Annotated in this window: 18 protein-coding genes and 1 pseudogene; 5 read left to right on the top strand and 14 right to left on the bottom strand. The window is 61.4% G+C overall.

Translation table 11 applies throughout. The annotated features are described in order from the left end of the window. Position 1: 1 nt before the first annotated feature. On the bottom strand, positions 2 to 1,192 hold the full coding sequence (locus PM2_RS03445; protein WP_016713707.1) for an alpha-xenorhabdolysin family binary toxin subunit A: 1,191 nt from the start codon (positions 1,190 to 1,192) through the stop codon (positions 2 to 4). A gap of 210 nt (positions 1,193 to 1,402) precedes the next feature. Here PM2_RS03445 and cmoA point away from each other — a divergent pair, with 210 nt between their 5' ends. Then, on the top strand, positions 1,403 to 2,146 hold the full coding sequence (cmoA, locus tag PM2_RS03440) for a carboxy-S-adenosyl-L-methionine synthase CmoA (RefSeq protein WP_019097224.1): 744 nt from the start codon (positions 1,403 to 1,405) through the stop codon (positions 2,144 to 2,146). Further along, a complete protein-coding gene (gene cmoB, locus PM2_RS03435) occupies positions 2,143 to 3,099 on the top strand; it encodes a tRNA 5-methoxyuridine(34)/uridine 5-oxyacetic acid(34) synthase CmoB (protein WP_016713705.1) in 957 nt (318 codons plus the stop codon). The genes cmoA and cmoB overlap by 4 nt, the downstream gene beginning before the upstream one ends. Positions 3,100 to 3,167: 68 nt before the next feature. On the opposite strand, the gene PM2_RS03430 is transcribed toward cmoB, so the two are convergent. After that, positions 3,168 to 3,371 (bottom strand): hypothetical protein, encoded by a 204-nt coding sequence (locus PM2_RS03430; RefSeq protein WP_016713704.1) that lies wholly within the window; start codon positions 3,369 to 3,371, stop codon positions 3,168 to 3,170. A gap of 239 nt (positions 3,372 to 3,610) precedes the next feature. Between PM2_RS03430 and PM2_RS03425 the strand changes: the two genes are divergently transcribed. Then, positions 3,611 to 4,285, top strand: a complete 675-nt coding sequence (locus PM2_RS03425; protein WP_016713703.1) for a heavy metal response regulator transcription factor — start codon at positions 3,611 to 3,613, stop codon at positions 4,283 to 4,285. Beyond that, positions 4,282 to 5,664, top strand: coding sequence for a heavy metal sensor histidine kinase (locus PM2_RS03420; protein ID WP_028698569.1), 1,383 nt, complete (start codon positions 4,282 to 4,284; stop codon positions 5,662 to 5,664). Before PM2_RS03425 ends, PM2_RS03420 begins: the two co-directional genes overlap by 4 nt. A gap of 65 nt (positions 5,665 to 5,729) precedes the next feature. Here the strand turns inward: PM2_RS03420 and pdxJ are convergent, their stop codons facing one another. From pdxJ to rpoE, 10 genes and pseudogenes are all read right to left on the bottom strand, one after another. After that, on the bottom strand, positions 5,730 to 6,452 hold the full coding sequence (gene pdxJ, locus PM2_RS03415; protein ID WP_219857540.1) for a pyridoxine 5'-phosphate synthase: 723 nt from the start codon (positions 6,450 to 6,452) through the stop codon (positions 5,730 to 5,732). Positions 6,453 to 6,513: 61 nt separating this feature from the next. Beyond that, a complete protein-coding gene (gene recO, locus PM2_RS03410) occupies positions 6,514 to 7,197 on the bottom strand; it encodes a DNA repair protein RecO (RefSeq protein ID WP_016713700.1) in 684 nt (227 codons plus the stop codon). 124 nt (positions 7,198 to 7,321) lie between these two features. Then, entirely contained in the window at positions 7,322 to 8,224 is a 903-nt protein-coding gene (gene era, locus PM2_RS03405; protein ID WP_016498176.1) for a GTPase Era, read from the bottom strand. Continuing rightward, positions 8,217 to 8,906: a ribonuclease III gene (gene rnc, locus PM2_RS03400; protein ID WP_016713699.1), complete on the bottom strand. Its 690-nt coding sequence runs from the start codon at positions 8,904 to 8,906 to the stop codon at positions 8,217 to 8,219. The genes era and rnc overlap by 8 nt, the downstream gene beginning before the upstream one ends. Positions 8,907 to 9,069: 163 nt before the next feature. Further along, the gene (gene lepB, locus PM2_RS03395; protein WP_016713698.1) at positions 9,070 to 9,924 is read right to left on the bottom strand and encodes a signal peptidase I; all 855 of its coding nucleotides are present in this window, start codon (positions 9,922 to 9,924) and stop codon (positions 9,070 to 9,072) included. A 5-nt stretch (positions 9,925 to 9,929) separates the two neighbouring features. Beyond that, positions 9,930 to 11,730, bottom strand: a pseudogene (gene lepA / locus PM2_RS03390) (translation elongation factor 4). Between the two features lie 181 nt (positions 11,731 to 11,911). After that, positions 11,912 to 13,309 (bottom strand): DegQ family serine endoprotease, encoded by a 1,398-nt coding sequence (locus PM2_RS03385; protein ID WP_371058986.1) that lies wholly within the window; start codon positions 13,307 to 13,309, stop codon positions 11,912 to 11,914. A gap of 212 nt (positions 13,310 to 13,521) precedes the next feature. Then, positions 13,522 to 14,484, bottom strand: coding sequence for a MucB/RseB C-terminal domain-containing protein (locus PM2_RS03380; RefSeq protein ID WP_028698571.1), 963 nt, complete (start codon positions 14,482 to 14,484; stop codon positions 13,522 to 13,524). A gap of 12 nt (positions 14,485 to 14,496) precedes the next feature. Then, the gene (locus PM2_RS03375) at positions 14,497 to 15,087 is read right to left on the bottom strand and encodes a sigma-E factor negative regulatory protein (protein ID WP_015271600.1); all 591 of its coding nucleotides are present in this window, start codon (positions 15,085 to 15,087) and stop codon (positions 14,497 to 14,499) included. Positions 15,088 to 15,118: 31 nt separating this feature from the next. Then, on the bottom strand, positions 15,119 to 15,700 hold the full coding sequence (rpoE, locus tag PM2_RS03370) for an RNA polymerase sigma factor RpoE/AlgU (protein WP_003252049.1): 582 nt from the start codon (positions 15,698 to 15,700) through the stop codon (positions 15,119 to 15,121). Positions 15,701 to 16,134: 434 nt separating this feature from the next. On the opposite strand from rpoE, the gene nadB reads away from it, so the two are divergent. Then, on the top strand, positions 16,135 to 17,739 hold the full coding sequence (nadB, locus tag PM2_RS03365; protein ID WP_016713694.1) for an L-aspartate oxidase: 1,605 nt from the start codon (positions 16,135 to 16,137) through the stop codon (positions 17,737 to 17,739). 82 nt (positions 17,740 to 17,821) lie between these two features. On the opposite strand, the gene PM2_RS03360 is transcribed toward nadB, so the two are convergent. Then, the gene (locus PM2_RS03360; protein ID WP_016713693.1) at positions 17,822 to 18,286 is read right to left on the bottom strand and encodes a protein YgfX; all 465 of its coding nucleotides are present in this window, start codon (positions 18,284 to 18,286) and stop codon (positions 17,822 to 17,824) included. Beyond that, complete coding sequence (locus tag PM2_RS03355) at positions 18,270 to 18,524, bottom strand: FAD assembly factor SdhE (protein ID WP_003252043.1); 255 nt, start codon at positions 18,522 to 18,524, stop codon at positions 18,270 to 18,272. The genes PM2_RS03360 and PM2_RS03355 overlap by 17 nt, the downstream gene beginning before the upstream one ends. Between the last annotated feature and the right edge of the window lie 82 nt (positions 18,525 to 18,606).

Below are 18,606 nucleotides of genomic sequence, written 5' to 3'. Positions count from 1 at the left end.
GTCAAACGTCCTCATATTCTTCAATCAATTCATTAAATAACTCAGACAATGTGTGGCAGATATTGCCTATCTTGCTCCACGGTTTGATAACCTCAGAAAAATCGTGAACAAACGATTCAAGTTGAGTGAGGGTGCTCAGCTCTTTGGCTTCGTTCACGGAGTTATTGGCGTACGAGGCCAGAAACAGCCATACATCTGCCAGGCGCCGGGTAGCTGCCGACAGGTCCTTGCACCTGAACTGCAGGTCCCTGACCAATGTCGAGATACGCTCGAAGTCGTTCAGCGCGGGGGCCATCCTGCCGAGTGCATCCGCCAGTTCTTCGCGCCCTTCGATCAACGCGTTTTTTCTGGCCCGGATCTTTTCTGCCTTGTCACCGAACACCCCGCCGGTGATGACCAGGCCAATCGGCCCCAGCAAGATACCTGTGAACGCGTAGCCCACATTGGCATCGTACTCGGACTTCAACTGGTCAATCTGTTCGTCCCATTGATCCAGCTGCCGCCGTTTCATCAGAATGTCTTGATGGGAAATCTTCTCGTCGAAGTGTTTCAACAACCGTGTCATTCGCGGCTTCAGTTCGCGTTTGATCTCACTGTTGAACCAGTTGGCACGTGCGTCTACTTCATCAATTCGCCGGCGAGTGCCTTCAATTTCCCTGACCAGTTCGTTGATGCCAAGTGTCAGCACACTGGCGATCTGCGCTTGATCTTCTTCACTCAGTTCCGACGTATAAACATCATCGCCCTGCTCGGCCTGTCGCTGCTTGATTGCCATAAAGACATCACTGCTTTCAAGATGCGCAAGCAGGCTGCCGCCACGCTGTACCAAGCTTTCAGCGAACAGTTCAACTTCAGGGCCCAGTTGCTTGATGCTGCGTTCCAGTATGTCCCACTCGTACACATGCCTGTGCAGCGCCGTATACAGGTCATGAACCATCGAGGCGTCAAGGCCGAGTGCCGCATAATCGACTTCGCGCTCGATTTCGGCTCGCGTGTGTGGCAACTGATTTACAGTATTGGCGTATCGCTTGATGACCTTCAGATTATCAGCCGTCAATAAGCTGCCAACGTGCTGGCCACCCTCGAGCCGGTTCTCGATGAATGTAAAATAGCGTTCCGGCAACATCTTGACCTTGGACACCGGGTCCAGTTCATCTACGGTAACTTCTTCCCGCCCAGTATTGGCACTCATCACTTAACCCACTATCCTTTTTCAAATCCAGTCAACCTGCATTCGAAGTGTCCTTCTTCACCCGACTGAATTCATTCATCTTGATAACTTAGCACTGTGGGAAAGTTCACTGCTCCCGGTCTGAACGCTCCGACCCTGAAGCAATGCCATGGCAAGATGCGCGGCCTTTGGATAAAATGCGCCCCCGTTTCACCCTGTATCGAGCCTGCCGTGAGCAAACAACCCGACCGCCTCTTCTCCCAGCCCCTGGAGCAGGTGCCTGATTTCGTCTTCAACGAGGACGTGGTGCGTGTGTTCCCGGACATGATCAAGCGCTCGGTGCCCGGGTACCCGACCATCGTCGAGAACCTCGGTGTGCTGGCCGCGCGTTTCGCCCAGCCAAATACCGCGCTATACGACCTGGGCGCATCGCTGGGGGCAGTTACCCAGTCGCTGCGCCGCCATGTGCGCAGCGACGGCTGTCGGGTGATCGCGGTGGACAATTCCGCCGCCATGGTCGAACGTTGCCGCCAGTACCTCACCGCCCAGGACTCGATGTTCCAGGAGCTGCTGCCGGTGCATGTGCTGGAGGCCGATATCCTTACCCTGCCCTTCGAGCCCGCCTCGGTAGTGGCGATGAACTTCACCCTGCAGTTCATCGCCCCCGACCAGCGTCTGGAACTGCTCGGCCGTATCCGCCAGGCACTGCTGCCCGGTGGCGCGCTGATCCTCTCGGAAAAGCTGCGGTTCGCCGATGAGCAAGAGCAGGACCTGCTCAATGAACTGCACCTGGACTTCAAGCGGGCCAATGGCTACAGCGAACTGGAAATCGCCCAGAAGCGCAGCGCCATTGAAAACGTGATGCGCCCCGATACCCTGGAAGCCCACCAGGAGCGCCTGCGCGCCGCCGGTTTCTCGAAAGTGGTGCCTTGGTTCCAATGCCTTAACTTCGCCTCGCTGATAGCCCTGCCATGATCGATCTGTCCCCCCTCGTCCGCCGCCTCGCGGGCACGCCCCTGGCTTCCTGGTCGCAAGGCCTACAAGCGCAACTGGAAGCCAAGCTGGAGAAAGGCCACGGTGACCTCGACCGCTGGCGCGGTGCGCTCGATGCCCTGCCCGCCCTGCAACCCAGCGATATCGACCTGGTCAACGGACTGCGTCTGGACTGCGACTGCGACGACGACACCCGTGCGCAAATGCGCCAGGCACTGATGGGCCTGTCGCCTTGGCGCAAAGGCCCGTTCGACCTGTTTGGCGTGCATGTGGATACCGAGTGGCATTCGGACTGGAAATGGTCTCGCGTTGCGCCGCACCTGGACCTCAAAGGCAAGCGTGTGCTCGACGTGGGCTGCGGTAACGGCTACTACCAGTGGCGCATGCTCGGTGCCGGGGCCGACATGGTGATCGGCGTCGACCCCAACTGGCTGTTCTTCTGCCAGTTCCAGGCCGTGCAGCGATACCTGCCGGAGCTGCCGGCCTGGCATCTGCCGTTCGCCCTAGAGGACCTTCCCGCCAACCTGGAAGGTTTCGACACGGTGTTTTCCATGGGCGTGTTCTACCACCGTCGCTCCCCCATCGAACACTTGCTGGCGCTGAAAGACTGCCTGGTCAAAGGTGGCGAGCTAGTGCTGGAAACCTTGGTGATCGAAGGCGACGAGAACCAGGTACTGGTGCCTGAAGACCGTTACGCGCAGATGCGCAACGTCTGGTACTTGCCATCGGTTCCGGCCCTGGAGCGCTGGTTGCGCCGTGCCGGTTTCAGCGATGTGCGTTGCGTCGATGTTTGCGTGACCAGCGTTGAGGAGCAGCGCAGCACCGAGTGGATGCGCTATCAGTCGCTGGGCGACTTCCTCGACCCGAACGACCACAGCAAGACCATCGAAGGCCTGCCGGCCCCACGCCGCGCCACCCTGCTGGCGCGCAAATAAAAAAGGCGCCCGATCGGGCGCCTGAATACACCTGCGCCGAGGAGCTGTCGCGCGCAGGTGCTGTTACCTCAGTCCTTGGCCACCTCGCGGGCCTTCTCTTGCGCCTTGCGCTCGCGTTCGGCAACCGCTTGTTGCTTGTCGCCGTGCAGGCGCTGCTGGTCTTCGCGGAAGGCTTGCCAGAACTGCCTGGAGCGTTCCGCACCGCCCTCGGCATAGGCGCTGGCGCTGCCCAGGGCAAGGGTGGCCAACAGCAGGTATTTGGTCAGGTTCATCGTGGTTGCCTCGTGATAACCGATCAGACACGGCCATCCTAGTGAGGGGAAGCTAACAGCAAGGTGAGGCGGGGATTACAGTCCTGCAATCTGCGCAGAACAGACAGCCAGATAACCGCAGCATTACAAATCCGTTATCTGCGCCGCGATTCCTTTCTCATCCCGTAACATCCCGCCCCTTGACCCTGATGCCACTACAGGGTCGAGAATCGCCCCCTTTCATCACACCGAGCCCCTTCATGCGCCTACTGATCATCGAGGACGAACTGCGTACCGCCGATTACCTGCAACAGGGCCTACGCGAAAACGGCTACGTGGTCGACTGCGCCCACACTGGCACCGACGGCCTGCACCTGGCCCGCCAGCAGCCGTATGACCTGGTCATCCTCGACGTCAACCTGCCAGAACTCGATGGCTGGGCCGTGCTGCAGCGGCTGCGTGCCGAGTCGGCCACGCGCATCATGATGCTCACCGCTCACGGTCGTCTCGCCGACCGGGTCAAAGGCCTGGACCTGGGCGCCGATGACTACTTGCTCAAGCCCTTCGAGTTCCCTGAGTTGCTGGCCCGCATCCGCAGCCTGCTGCGCCGCAACGACCAGCAACTGCAACCCAGCACCCTACGCGTCGCCGACCTGGAACTGGACCCCGGCCGCCACCGCGCCTACCGCGCCGGGCAACGCATCGACCTGACCGCCAAGGAGTTCGCGCTGCTACACCTGCTGATGCGTCAGACCGGCGAAGTGTTGTCGCGCACACAGATCATCTCGTTGGTCTGGGACATGAATTTCGACTGCGACACCAACGTGGTCGAGGTCTCGATCCGGCGCCTGCGGGCGAAGATAGACGACCCGTTCGACAACAAGCTCATCCACACCCTGCGTGGCGTAGGCTATGTACTTGAGGCGCGCTTTTGAAAAACCCCAGCCTGTCGCTGCGACTGGGCCTGAGCGTCACACTGATGGGCGCCGCACTCGTGCTGCTGCTTGCCTGCCTGGCGGTGTTCGCGCTGGATCACGAACTGGACAACCGCGCACGCAAAGACCTGGCGCGCAAGATGCTGCAGGTCGAGCACAACCTGCGCGTTGACCTGCGCAGCGAAGACCTGGGCAGCCGCGCACACCCCCTGCTCGACTTGGTAATGGGGCATGACAACCTCAGCCTCAGCGTAATGGCCCTGGAGGGCCGCCACCCGCACCTGCTCAGCCTCGGCCCGGCTCTGGAGTCGCAGGTGGGCGATTTGCACACCGGTGCCCGCCTGCGCTTTCACGCCTGGCGCGACAGCAGCGGCAATCAGATCCTCACCGTGACCCGGCTGATGCGCCTGCGCGACAACACGCCGGTGAAGGTGATGATGTCGCTCAACCGCACCGACGACAACGCCCTGCTGCAGGCTTACCTGCATTCCACTTTGCTCGCTCTGCCACTGCTGCTGGTCTTGATTGGCGCGGGCGCCTGGTGGCTGATGCAACGCGGCCTGAAACCCCTGCGGCACTTCCGGCGCATTGCCGGGCAGGTATCGGCCCAGGATCTGCAGCATCGTTTGCCCGCCACTGGCTTGCCACAGGAGCTGGCAGAACTGGCCAGCAGCATCAACGTCATGCTCGATCGCCTCGACCAAGGTATCAGCCAGTTGTCGCAGTTTTCCGATGATCTTGCCCATGAACTGCGTACCCCATTGAGCAACCTGATGGGCAAGGCGCAGGTGACCCTGGCCCGTGAGCGGGACAACGCCAACTACCGGGAAGTGCTGGAAGACAGCATCGAGGAACTGACGCGGCTCAACCGCATCATCAACGACATGCTGTTTCTCGCCCAGGTCAGCCAGCCTCAAGTGCAGATCGCGCTCAAGCCGATGGCATTGGCCGACGAGGCTGCAAGGGTGGTCGAGCTGTTTGCTTTCAGCGCCGAAGTGAAAGCCGTTGAATTGCGTGTTCAGGGGTGGGGTACGGCGCTGGGTGACCGGTTGATGCTCCAGCGGGCGTTATCGAACCTGCTAAGCAATGCGATACGGCATGGCCCTGAGGGTGAGCCCATCGAACTGCGTATCGAACGCTATGGCAGCGAAGTAAGGCTATCTGTGGAGAACCAGGGGCCTGGCATTGCTGCCGAGCACCAGTCGCGCTTGTTCGAGCGATTTTACCGGGTGGGATCGGGGCGCTCGCGTCTGGAGGGCGGGACCGGGTTGGGGTTGGCGATCGTGAAGTCGATCATGCAATTGCATGGTGGGCGGGTCGAAGTGAACAGCGGCCCCCTTGGGCCTACCCGCTTCACGCTGGTGTTTCCTGCCGAGTAATCGGTCGCCTGTACCGGCCCTTTCGCGGTTTACCCGCGAAAGGACCGGTACAGGCGACCAAGCTATCAGCGTGAAGCCGCCACGATCAGCGCCTTCATCTCGGCCACGGCAGCCTTGAAGCCAACAAACAGCGCATGCGCCACCAGCGCATGGCCAATGTTCAGCTCATTGATACCCTTGATCGCCGCCACCGCCTCAACGTTGTGGTAATGCAGCCCGTGACCGGCATTGACGATCAGCCCCTGCCCCACGCCAAAGGCCACGCCATCGACGATACGCTTGAGTTCCTCAGCCACTTCAGTCGGGGTCTCGGCATCGGCGTAACGCCCAGTGTGCAGCTCGACGGCCGGCGCGCCTACGCGGCGTGAAGCCTCGATCTGCCGCTCGTCAGCATCGATGAACAACGACACCTCGGCACCGGTGCGCGACAGGCGCTCCACGGCGGCCTTGATTCGCGCCTCTTGTCCCGCCACATCCAGGCCACCTTCGGTGGTCAACTCCTGACGGGTTTCGGGGACCAGGCAAATGTGCGCCGGGCGGATCTTCTCGGCAAAGGCCATCATCTCTTCGGTGACACCCATCTCGAAGTTCATGCGCGTCTGCAGCACATCCTTGAGCAGCACCACGTCACGCTCCTGGATGTGCCGGCGGTCTTCGCGCAGATGCACGGTGATGCCATCGGCGCCTGCCTCTTCGGCGTCCAGGGCAGCCTTGACCGGATCAGGGTAACGCGTGCCCCGGGCCTGGCGCAGGGTCGCCACGTGGTCGATGTTTACGCCAAGAAGCATGCGGTTGCTGTGAGTCACGAAAGGCTCTCCTGAAGATTGAGCCCCACAGCATACGTCGTGATCAGCGCTTGCGAAACAGTTCCCGGCTGACCAGCGGTTTTGCGCCCAGGTGAACGGCCAATGCCTGGCGCATCAGGCGCTTGGCGGCGAGCAAGGCGCCCGGGGCGTTCCAATCGGCTTCGGCCAGGGCCATGAGCTCGGTGCCGCGGAACAGGCCGGGTTGCACCAGCTCTACCCGCTCCAGACCGGCATCCACGCGCAAGCGGTAAAGGCCGTCGGCCACGATGACGTGGTCGTTGACGTCATGGTTCAAGGAAAACGCATAACCGAGCTCGTCCAGCAGCCGCCATTCGAACGAACGCAGCAGCGGCTCCAGCGGGCGCCCGGCGGCCAAGGCCTGCAGGGTCAATGTGTAATGCTCGAACAGGGCCGGGAACGGCGCTTCAGCCGGCAGCAGGCGCATGAGCAGCTCGTTGAGGTACAAGCCGCTGAACAGGGCATCACCGTGTAGCCAGGCCGCAATTCCGGCGCTGTCCATGCGACCGACATTCTTCAGCTCACCACGGCCACGCAGTTCCACCTCCAGCGGCACGAACGGCCGCACCAGGCTGCCGCCCTTGCCGCGCGCACGGCGCAGTACAGCACGCATGCGGCCCTGCGGGGTGAAGAAGTCTACCAGCGCACTGGTTTCCTTGTAGGCACGGCTGTGAAGCACATAGGCTGGCTGGCCGACAGCTTGTTCCATAAGTGATCTCTAAAAGCCACATGCAACTGTGGGAGCGGCTTCACCCGCGAATGCGCCAGTGAACCCACCACAGCATTCGCGGGTGAACCCGCTCCCATAGAGATACCTGAGCCGTCTGGTAGCCTTACAGGTCGCCGTAACCCAGCGAACGCAGGGCGCGCTCGTCGTCGGACCAGCCGCCTTTCACCTTGACCCACAGGTTGAGCATGACCTTGGAGTCGAACAGCACTTCCATGTCCTTGCGCGCCTCGGAGCCAATGCGCTTGATGCGCTCGCCCTTGTCGCCAATGATGATTTTCTTCTGGCCATCACGCTCGACCAGAATCAGCGCGTGAATGTGCAGCACATGACCCTGTTGCTTGAACTCCTCGATCTCCACGGTGATCTGATACGGCAGCTCCGCACCCAGCTGGCGCATGATCTTCTCGCGCACCAGTTCGGCGGCCAGGAAACGGCTGCTGCGGTCAGTGATCTGGTCTTCCGGGAAGAAGTGATCGTTTTCAGGCAAGTGCTTGGCGATCTGTGCTTCCAGCGCTTCGAGGTTGTGACCCTGCTGCGCAGAGATCGGCATCACCTCGGCGTTCGGCAGTTGCTCCTGCAGCCACTGCAGGTGCGGAATCAACTCGGCCTTCTCTTCCATGCGGTCGGTCTTGTTGACCGCGATGATCAGCGGGCCAGTCACGTACTGCACGCGCTCCAGCACCAGTTGGTCCTCGTCGGTCCACTTGGTGCGGTCGACCACGAAAATCACCACGTCGACGTCCTTCAGGGCCGCCGAGGCGTTGCGGTTCATGTAGCGGTTCAGGGCCTTGTCGTTGGCCTTGTGCATACCCGGAGTATCGACGTAGATCGCCTGCACGTCACCCTCGGTCTTGATGCCGAGCATGTTGTGGCGGGTGGTCTGCGGCTTGCGCGAAGTAATCGCCAGCTTCTGGCCGAGGATGTGGTTGAGCAGGGTCGACTTGCCGACGTTGGGGCGGCCGACAATGGCGACGTAGCCGCAGCGGGTCGGGTTGTTATCAGTCATTGCCATTCTCCACGCCCAGGGCGATCAGTGCAGACGCGGCAGCTACTTGCTCGGCAATACGCCGGCTAACGCCCTGACCACGGCTCTTGTTGTTCAGCAGCACCACTTCGCATTCGACGAAGAACGTGCGGCAGTGCGGTTCACCCTGGATATCCACCACTTCGTAGCGCGGCAGCTCACAGCTGCGCGACTGCAGAAACTCTTGCAGGCGGGTTTTCGGGTCCTTGTTGGTATCGACCAGGGTCAAGCCCTCGAACTCATCGGCAAGCCAGGCCAGGACGCGCTCCCGTGCGGTTTCCATATCGGCGTCCAGGTAGATGGCACCGATCAGTGCCTCCAGGGCGTCGGCCAGGATCGACTCGCGACGAAAACCGCCGCTCTTGAGCTCACCCGAACCCAGGCGCAAGTATTCGCCCAGGTCGAAACCACGGGCCAGCCGGGCCAGGGTTTCGCCCTTGACCAGCCGCGCACGCAGGCGCGACAGCTGGCCTTCACGGGCCTGCGGGAAACGCTCGAAAAGCGCTTCGCCGGCGACGAAGTTGAGAATGGCGTCACCGAGAAACTCCAGGCGCTCGTTGTTGCGCCCGGCATAGCTGCGATGGGTCAGCGCCAGGAGCATCTGGTCCTGGTTCTTGAAGGTATAACCGAGCTTTCGCTCCAGACGGGCAAGGGAAGCACTCATGCGGCCACCCGTTCGTTGTTCAACGCGTTGTTCAAATCAACATCCTGAAAGACTGTTTGGCTGTGGTTCGCCACGCGATGTGCGGCGAATCTCCCGATCCCTGAGAACACAGCCTATGTCAGAAATGCATTCGGCGCTGTCTGCTGGACAGCGCCGATGGGTATCAATGGATCAGGCCAACCCGCGACAGGTTGGGCAGGTGGCTGAGCTTGGGTTCTGGCCAGCTCATCCACACCGCAAAGGCCTTGCCGACGATGTTCCGGTCCGGAACCATGCCGTGCAGCTCCTTGGGAATGTTTGGGTCATCCCAGAAACGGCTGTCGTTGGAATTGTCGCGGTTGTCGCCCATCATGAAGTAATGGCCTGCCGGCACGGTCCATTGCTGGTCCGGCGGCATGCGGTAACGGCTCATTTCCTTGCGGATCAGGTGTTCGGCCTCGCCGAGTTTTTCCTTGTACAGCTCGGCGCTGCCCAAGGTACCTGGCTCGGTGCCCACCAGTTGTTCGGCAATCGGCTGGCCGTTGACGAACAGCCGCTTGTCGTTGGTGTAACGAACCACATCACCCGGCAAGCCAACCACACGCTTGATGTAGTTGACGTTCGGGTCGCTCGGGTAGCGGAACACCATTACATCACCGCGTTGCGGGTCACCGACCTCGATGACCTTCTTGTCGATCACCGGCAAACGAATGCCGTACGAGAACTTGTTCACCAGGATGAAGTCGCCCACTTCCAGGGTCGGTTTCATCGACCCCGAAGGGATCTGGAACGGCTCGACCAGGAACGAGCGCAGCACCAGCACGATGAACAGCACCGGAAAGAACGACTTGCCGTACTCGACCAGCAGCGGTTCCTTGTTCAGGCGCTCGACCACGGCCATCTCGGGCTGGCTGACGCTGCCCTGGTAGTTGGCGATTGCTGCGCGCCGGCGCGGGGCCAGGAACAGCAGGTCGATCAAGCCCAGCAGACCGCATACGAAGACGGCGATGACTAGCAACAGCGGGAAATTTAGCGACATAGGACCTAGCTATCCAACCTGAGCACGGCGAGGAAGGCTTCTTGTGGAATCTCCACGTTACCCACCTGTTTCATGCGTTTCTTACCGGCCTTCTGCTTCTCCAGCAGTTTCTTCTTACGGCTGACGTCACCGCCGTAGCACTTGGCCAGTACGTTCTTTCTGAGCGCCTTGACGGTTGTCCGCGCGATGATCTGGCCGCCGATAGCTGCCTGGATCGCCACGTCGAACATCTGCCGAGGGATCAGTTCCTTCATCTTTTCGGTCAACGCACGGCCTTTATAGGCCGCGTTGTCGCGGTGCACGATCAATGCCAGGGCATCGACCTTGTCGCCGTTGATCAGTACATCCAGCTTGACCAGGTTGGCCGACTGGTAGCGGTCGAAATGATAGTCCAGCGAAGCATAGCCGCGGCTGGTGGACTTGAGGCGGTCGAAGAAGTCCAGTACCACTTCGTTCATCGGCATGTCGTAACGCACCTGAACCTGGCTGCCGAGGAACTGCATGTCGCGCTGCACGCCACGCTTCTCGATGCACAGGGTGATGACGTTACCCAGGTGCTCTTGCGGTACCAGAATGGTCGCGGTGACGATCGGCTCACGGAAGTCGGCCACAGCCGATACGTCTGGCAGCTTCGACGGGTTGTCGACAACGATGGTTTCGCCGGTTTTCAGCTCCAGCTCGTAGATCACGCTAGGTGCGGTAGTGATCAGGTCCAGGTCGTATTCGCGCTCCAGGCGCTCCTGGATGATTTCCATGTGCAGCATGCCAAGGAAGCCGCAACGGAAGCCGAAGCCCAGGGCGTCAGAGCTTTCCGGCATGTACTGCAGCGACGAGTCGTTCAGGGTCAGCTTCTGCAGGGCATCGCGGAAGTCTTCGAAGTCGTCGGAACTGACCGGGAACAGGCCGGCGTAAACCTGCGGCTGGATCTTCTTGAAGCCTGGCAGCACTTCGACCTCAGGGGTCGAGGACAGGGTCAGGGTGTCACCCACAGGGGCACCGTGAATGTCCTTGATGCTGGCGATGATGAAGCCTACTTCGCCGGCTTTCAGGTCTGCGGTCTGGGTGTGTTTCGGGGTGAATACACCCACGCTGTCGACCAGGTGCACCTTGCCGGTGGACTTGACCAGGATCTTGTCACCCTTCTTGACGCGGCCCTGACGCACGCGCACCAGCGAGACCACGCCCAGGTAGTTGTCGAACCAGGAGTCGATGATCAGCGCTTGCAGCGGGGCATCGATCTCGCCCTCGGGTGCAGGAATGGAGTGAACCAGGCGCTCGAGCACCTCGTCCACGCCCATGCCGCTTTTGGCACTGCAGGCCACGGCGTCGGTAGCGTCGATGCCGATGATCTTCTCGATCTCGTCCTTGACGCGGTCCGGGTCGGCCTGGGGCAGGTCCATCTTGTTCAGCACCGGCATGACCTCCAGGCCCTGCTCGATGGCGGTGTAGCAGTTGGCCACGGACTGGGCCTCTACGCCCTGGCCGGCGTCGACGACCAGCAGCGCACCTTCACAGGCCGCCAGCGAGCGCGAGACTTCGTAGGTGAAGTCGACGTGGCCGGGGGTGTCAATGAAGTTCAGCTGGTAGGTCTTGCCGTCCTGCGCCTTAGTAGTGCAGCGTGACGCTGTGGGCCTTGATGGTGATACCGCGTTCACGCTCCAGGTCCATGGAATCAAGCACCTGGGCTTCCATTTCGCGTGCCGACAGGCCACCGCACATCTGGATGAAACGGTCGGCCAGCGTCGACTTGCCATGGTCGATGTGGGCGATGATGGAGAAATTGCGGATATGACTCAAATCACTCACGGGTCAACACTCGAAAAGGCTGCGAGCCGGACGCCCGCCGAAAAATAGCCGGGAATTGTACCTCAAGCTGCCGGGATATGGGAGATTCCTCTGTCCGACTGTACACAGCAATCCACCGTCCAATTGTGAATAATCATGAAAAAGGGCAGCCGTAGCTGCCCTTTCTCCCTTGCCAGACCGCTTATTCAGCGAGCTTGAAGGTGATGAAGCTGGCACGGCCCTGACGCAGCACGCGCATCGACACCGAACGGTTCTTCGGCAGCTCCTTGGCGATTTCGGTGAACTCTTTGGCCGAACCGATGGCCTGGTTGTTCAGGTGGCTGATGACATCACCCGGACGCAGACCAATCAGCGCTGCCGGGCCATCCTGCACTTCCTTGATGACCACACCGCCTTTGAGCTCCAGGGATTTCTTCTGCTCGGCGGTCAGGTCGGCGACCGACACACCCAGACGATTACTGCTGCGCTCTGCACTGCCATCGGCACCGGTGCCGATGTCGGCATCATCGTCCGGCAGCGCGCCGACGCTGATGTCCAGGGTCTGGCGCTTGCCGTTGCGGATGATTTCCAGCTTGGCCTTCTCGCCATCCTTGAGGCCGCCGACCAGGTGTGGCAGGTCGGCCGACATGATGATTGGCTGACCGTTCATGCTCAGGATCACGTCGCCCACCTGCAGGCCGCCCTTGGCTGCCGGGCCGTTTTCCAGCACCTGGGCCACCAGGGCACCGGCCGGTTTGTCCAGGCCGAAGGATTCCGCCAGGTCCTTGTTGACCTCCTGGATGACCACGCCCAGCCAGCCGCGGCTGACCTTACCGTCTTTCTTCAGCTGGTTGGACACATCGATCGCCACATCGATCGGGATGGCGAACGACAGACCCATGAAGCCACCGGAGCGGGTGAAGATCTGCGAGTTGATACCCACCACTTCGCCCTTCATGTTGAACAGCGGGCCGCCGGAGTTCCCCGGGTTGATGGCCACGTCAGTCTGGATGAACGGTACATAGGTGTCGTTTGGCAAGGTACGGCCCTTGGCGCTGACGATACCTTTGGTCACCGAATGGTCGAAGCCGAACGGCGAACCGATGGCCAATACCCATTCGCCCACCTTGAGCTTCTCGGAGTCACCCAACTTGACCGTCGGCAGGTTCTTGCCTTCGACCTTGAGCAGCGCCACGTCGGTGCGCGGGTCGGTGCCGACCAGCTTGGCCTGCAGCTCGCTGCGGTCCGACAGGCGGACGATGATCTCGTCGGCATCGGCCACCACATGGTTGTTGGTCAGCACGTAGCCATCGCTGGAAATGATGAAGCCCGAGCCCAGCGACTGCGCCTCGCGCTGACGGTCACCACGCGGCGAACGCGGCTGCTGCGGCATGTTGCGCTCGAAGAACTCGCGGAACATCGGCGGCAGGCCTTCCAGGTCCGGCATCTGCCCGACGGCGACGCGGTCGGGCAGCTTCTGCTTGGTACTGATGTTGACCACGGCCGGCGAGGCCTGCTCGACCAGGGTGGTGAAGTCCGGCAGGGCTTCCTCGGCCTGGGCGGTGAGCACCTGGCCAAGCATCAGCACGGCGGCGAACATCGTTAGGTAGGATTTCAAACGTGGTATTGACATACGGCTCCCGTCACAACGAGCGGTAGTTTAGAAAGACCCCTGCACAAAGCAGTAAAGGCCAGGCTCCTGAAAGCCTGACCTATAGAAAATTTGCCGGTGGATTGCAAATGACAATGCTTTAATTTCATTTCAGCCGTATGTCCGCCTGCCTTGGCACGGCCCGCAAACGCGCGCCATCACTAGCGCGCCTTGGCATCCTGAGGGCGCATCGACAAAGCGACGCGTTCTGCCGTACCGAGCGGAATTTCCCCCACCACGGTCACCATCACCTTGCCCTTTGGCGTATTCAGGCGACGCGAAACAGCCGAAGTCGGGCCGAGCTGGGTGCGCATGTCGGTGCCGCCATCATCGTTCACCGGTTCGAGGAACACGGAAAAACGTGCGAGGCCATCGTCATACATCAGGCTGCTGACCGAACTGTTGTGTTTGGGGTCGCGGCGTACCGAGCTGTTGACCAGTTCGAACCCGGGCGGCAGCCAGTCCGAGCGCCAGCCAGCAACACTGCCATTGCTGACGGGCGCGCCATGCTGCACAGGCTTGCAGGCAGCGCTGGGGCGCAAGTCATCGTCGCCAGGCGGCTCATCGGTATCGAGGCGGGTCATCTGGAAGCGCTCCAGCAACTGCCCTTTGTCGTTGAGCATCAACGAGCGCAGTGGCAGGCCGGTATTACGGTCCAGGTGCAGTTCGAAGGCATAGCGGTGCTGGTCGCGGGGCGTGAGCGTCACGATCACGGCGTCGCGCCCGGCGACCCGTGACTTGCCCGCCACGCTCAAATCGTACCAGCCCATCAGTTTCAGCGGATCAAGCACACGCGGCGCGGTGTCTGGCGGTGCCGCGACACTGCTGACCAAGGTCCCACTGACACACTCCACCCTCCCATCCACATGCACGATTTCCTGGGCGGCGCCATCGAGCTGCAGCAGCCGCTCGCTGACCTTGCCGTCCTCGACCCGGTGCCAGATATCGTGGGAAGAGAAGCTGCCGTTGCGCTCGTAGACGAAAGAGCCTTGGTAGCTCAGCTTTTGCTCGGCCTGTGCCAGCTTGTTTAGCCACTCACTCGCTTGGGGCGAGGAGTTGGCCGCCAATGCTGGCACCATCACGCAGCTGCCAATCAGCAGCGACAACAGAGGTAGCGCGCGCATGATCCTCCTTACTTAACGGTTTTCCAGGCTGGCAGCGCGGGCGTAAGGCAATGCGGTTTCAGTGCCCTTGAGCGCAGATTCCTGCGCATGCTGGCGCAGGTAGCCTGGCAGACGCTGATCCCAGCCGGCTTGGTTCTGCAGCACGCCGTTGGCCATTGGCCCGGTCGGTTGCTCACTGCTCTCACTATAGCCTGCCAAAACGGCCGGGCCTTGTGCTTGTGGCACGCTCAGGCCTTGCTGGGCAGGCTGCTGGGCTGCAAGCTCCGCACCGGTGATCTCGTCCTGGTTGTACATGCGTACACCGGCGAGCACCGCAACGGTGACCGAAGCCGCTACAGCCAGGCGGCCAATGCTGCGCCACGGGCCTTTCTTGACCTTGGCCGGCACCGCTTCGTCAGCCAGCGCAGCAGACACCGCCGAGGCGATATCCAGGTTAGGCAGCAGCAGCTCCTTGTGCATGGCTGCACGGGCCACCTGGTAACGCGACCAGGTGGCACGGGTTTCGGCATCGTCGACGGCGTTCAACACCCGACGCAATTCCAGTTCGTCCGCTTCGTTATCCATCACCGCGGACAGCGATTCCTGCAAAGCTTCACGACTCATGGCGGTTCCTCTCTTGGCTGTCGCCGCTGTCTCAGGTTTCCTGCAACAACGGCTGCAGGGCTTTGTCTATGGCCTCCCGAGCGCGGAAGATTCGAGAGCGCACGGTACCCACCGGACATTGCATGACACTGGCAATGTCTTCGTAACTCAGTCCGTCGAACTCGCGCAGGGTCAGTGCCGTACGCAAATCTTCGGGCAGTTGCTGGATGGTGCGATGGACGGTGCCTTCGATTTCATCCCGCAACAACGAGCGCTCTGGGGACTCGAGATCCTTGAGGCCATGATCGCCGTCGTAAAACTCCGCATCCTCGGAGCTCACATCACTGTCTGGCGGCCGTCTTCCACGGGACACCAGGTAATTCTTCGCCGTGTTGATGGCGATACGGTACAGCCAGGTATAAAACGCACTGTCACCGCGAAAGTTGCCAAGCGCACGGTAGGCCTTGATAAAGGCTTCCTGCGCCACATCCTGGGCCTCGTGGGTATCGTGAACGAACCGCACGATCAACCCGAGAATCTTGTGCTGATACTTCAGCACCAACAGATCGAACGCTCGCCTGTCACCGCGCTGCACGCGCTCGACAAGCTGCTGATCCTCTTCCTGGGTTAGCATGAACACTCCTCGATAAACTCGAAGGAGCGTTGCAACAGCGATCGTTCAGGCTTGCAACCATAGACTCGGGCTTTACGCAAAAGTTCTCCCCTCCAAGCAAGTTTCCTGCAGCCCTTGGTCGGCTTGCACGGAAGACGCGGCGCGGACACGGCCGGCTACGTCGATAATCAGGTTTCGAATACGCAGAGACAGCCCGGACAGGCCTGCCGCCCTGCGTCGCCGCGGCAAATTGTGGCGTGCGGGCAGCCTTCATAGGATTTCCGGCCATGTCGGAAAGTTCCCACAAAGGTTGCCGCAACCTGGCAAGTGGCATGGAAATTGGCCACCCCGGGCTGCTATAAAGGCATCCCGGCCAAGTTTAACGATAGTTTCACAATGCCATCTGCGCGTGACTATTGTGCCGCGCCCCTTCCAAAGATTACTAGTGTCCCGACATGAGCCAACAATTCCAACATGATGTCCTGGTGATCGGCAGCGGTGCCGCCGGTCTCAGCCTGGCACTTAACCTTCCCAGCCACCTGCGCGTTGCCGTGCTCAGCAAGGGCGACCTGGCCAACGGCTCGACCTTCTGGGCCCAGGGCGGGGTCGCTGCGGTGCTCGACAACACCGATACCGTGCAGTCGCATGTCGAGGACACCCTCAATGCCGGCGGCGGCCTGTGCAACGAAGAGGCGGTGCGCTTTACCGTCGAGCACAGCCGGGAAGCCATTCAATGGCTGATCGAGCAAGGCGTGCCCTTTACCCGCGACGAGCACTACAGCGTTGATGACGGCGGTTTCGAGTTTCATCTCACCCGTGAGGGCGGCCATAGCCACCGGCGCATCATCCACGCGGCCGATGCGACCGGCGCGGCCATTTTCACTACGCTGCTGCAGCAGGCTCGCCTGCGCCCAAACATACAGCTGCTGGAGCAACGTGTAGCGGTCGACCTGATCACCGAACGCCGCTTGGGCCTGCCTGGCGAACGCTGCCTGGGCGCCTATGTGTTAAACCGCAATACCGGCGAGGTAGACACCTTCGGCGCACGTTTCACCGTGCTGGCCACCGGTGGCGCGGCCAAGGTCTACCTCTATACCAGCAACCCCGATGGCGCTTGCGGTGACGGTATCGCCATGGCCTGGCGGGCGGGTTGCCGGGTGGCCAACCTTGAGTTCAACCAGTTCCACCCGACCTGCCTGTACCACCCGCAGGCCAAGAGCTTCCTGGTCACCGAAGCCCTGCGCGGCGAAGGCGCACTGCTGCGCCTGCCCAACGGCGAACGCTTCATGCCACGCTTCGACCCACGCGAAGAACTGGCCCCGCGCGACATCGTGGCCCGCGCCATCGACCATGAGATGAAGCGCCTGGGCGTGGACTGCGTCTACCTGGACATCACCCACAAGCCGGCAGACTTCATCAAGAGCCATTTCCCCACCGTGTACGAGCGCTGCCTGGCGTTTGGCATCGACATCACCCGCCAACCGATCCCGGTGGTGCCTGCCGCGCACTACACCTGCGGCGGGGTGATGGTCGACGACCGTGGCCACACCGACGTACCGGGCTTGTACGCGATTGGCGAAACCAGCTTCACCGGCCTGCACGGCGCCAACCGCATGGCCAGCAACTCATTGCTGGAATGCTTCGTCTATGGCCGGGCCGCCGCTGCCGACATCCAGGCGAACCTGGAGGCAGTGGCCATGCCCAAGGCCCTGCCGGGTTGGGACGCCAGCCAGGTCACCGACTCGGACGAGGACGTGATCATTGCGCATAACTGGGACGAACTGCGGCGTTTCATGTGGGACTATGTCGGCATCGTGCGCACCAGCAAACGCCTGCAACGCGCGCAGCATCGCATTCGCCTGCTGCTGGATGAAATTGACGAGTTCTACAGCAACTACAAGGTCAGCCGCGACCTGATCGAACTGCGCAACCTGGCGCAGGTTGCCGAGTTGATGATCCTGTCGGCCATGCAACGCAAGGAAAGCCGTGGGCTGCATTACACCCTGGACTACCCTGGGATGCTGGACGAGGCCAAGGACACCATCCTCAGCCCGCTCTGAACGTTGTAGCGCCTGCGAGATCGAGCGCCGCCCGCGCGGCGCTCGATCTCGCAGGCGCTGAAGCTGCCACGGCGAACACCTGTCAGCCCTGACTCGCCCCCACCTCTGCCCACCTGCGCCGGCTGAACTTCAACCGCACCCGCAAGCGCCGGTGCTCATCAGCCCCTAGTGCATCCCTCGGTACGCATTGGCTCTGCCCCAACCAGCGCCCTGCCCGTTCAAAGCGCAACACCACCAGCCCCGGCAACGCCACGCTGTCCCGGCACAAACGCACCGGCTGCCAGCCACGGGCACGGCTGAGCACCTGCCAGCCACGCACATCACGGCGCAAGCCAACAACGGCATGCTCATGCGTCAACAAGATACGTCGGGGAATGGCCCAGCCAGCGTGGGCAATACAGACGGCGATAACAGAGAGGGCCAGCCACCCGGGCAGCGGGCTCGCCCACACGGCAAGCCACGCCAGTACCTGGCACACCAGATAGGCCGCTAGCAGCAGGCGCGAGCCTTGCCAGCGGCACTCGAAGCACTCACTTGGGCTGGACACGGTCCAGGATAATGCGAACCATGCGCTGCAGCTCCGGGTCTTCAGACTCGGTGCGCTCCATGAACCAGCCGAACATGTCCTGATCCTCGCAACTCAACAGACGCACGTACAGTTCGCGGTCGGTCTCGTTGAGGGTGGGGTAGACTTCCTGGGTGAAAGGCACCAGCAGCACGTCCAGTTCCAGCATGCCACGGCGGCTGTGCCAGAAAAGCCGGTTGAGTTCAGTTTGTTCGACCATGGGGCCCTCCTCGAATGGCCCGCCAGTATACAGCCAGGCACGCGAAGCGACACCGGGCGTTGGTCTAGTCACCTACCTATTT

The organism is Pseudomonas monteilii NBRC 103158 = DSM 14164, assembly GCF_000730605.1.
Lineage (GTDB): Bacteria > Pseudomonadota > Gammaproteobacteria > Pseudomonadales > Pseudomonadaceae > Aquipseudomonas > Aquipseudomonas monteilii.
The sequence above is the reverse complement of the archived record's forward strand: the minus strand, read 5'-3'. Positions and strand labels throughout refer to the sequence as shown.

Coding starts and splice junctions, on each gene's coding strand:
- PM2_RS03445 (WP_016713707.1), bottom strand. CDS start 1,192: ATGAGTGCCAATACTGGGCGGGAAGAAGTTACCGTAGATGAACTGGAC.
- cmoB (WP_016713705.1), top strand. CDS start 2,143: ATGATCGATCTGTCCCCCCTCGTCCGCCGCCTCGCGGGCACGCCCCTG.
- PM2_RS03430 (WP_016713704.1), bottom strand. CDS start 3,371: ATGAACCTGACCAAATACCTGCTGTTGGCCACCCTTGCCCTGGGCAGC.
- PM2_RS03425 (WP_016713703.1), top strand. CDS start 3,611: ATGCGCCTACTGATCATCGAGGACGAACTGCGTACCGCCGATTACCTG.
- pdxJ (WP_219857540.1), bottom strand. CDS start 6,452: ATGCTTCTTGGCGTAAACATCGACCACGTGGCGACCCTGCGCCAGGCC.
- recO (WP_016713700.1), bottom strand. CDS start 7,197: ATGGAACAAGCTGTCGGCCAGCCAGCCTATGTGCTTCACAGCCGTGCC.
- era (WP_016498176.1), bottom strand. CDS start 8,224: ATGACTGATAACAACCCGACCCGCTGCGGCTACGTCGCCATTGTCGGC.
- rnc (WP_016713699.1), bottom strand. CDS start 8,906: ATGAGTGCTTCCCTTGCCCGTCTGGAGCGAAAGCTCGGTTATACCTTC.
- lepB (WP_016713698.1), bottom strand. CDS start 9,924: ATGTCGCTAAATTTCCCGCTGTTGCTAGTCATCGCCGTCTTCGTATGC.
- PM2_RS03385 (WP_371058986.1), bottom strand. CDS start 13,309: ATGTTCGCCGCCGTGCTGATGCTTGGCCAGGTGCTCACCGCCCAGGCC.
- PM2_RS03380 (WP_028698571.1), bottom strand. CDS start 14,484: ATGCGCGCGCTACCTCTGTTGTCGCTGCTGATTGGCAGCTGCGTGATG.
- PM2_RS03375 (WP_015271600.1), bottom strand. CDS start 15,087: ATGAGTCGTGAAGCTTTGCAGGAATCGCTGTCCGCGGTGATGGATAAC.
- rpoE (WP_003252049.1), bottom strand. CDS start 15,700: ATGCTAACCCAGGAAGAGGATCAGCAGCTTGTCGAGCGCGTGCAGCGC.
- nadB (WP_016713694.1), top strand. CDS start 16,135: ATGAGCCAACAATTCCAACATGATGTCCTGGTGATCGGCAGCGGTGCC.
- PM2_RS03355 (WP_003252043.1), bottom strand. CDS start 18,524: ATGGTCGAACAAACTGAACTCAACCGGCTTTTCTGGCACAGCCGCCGT.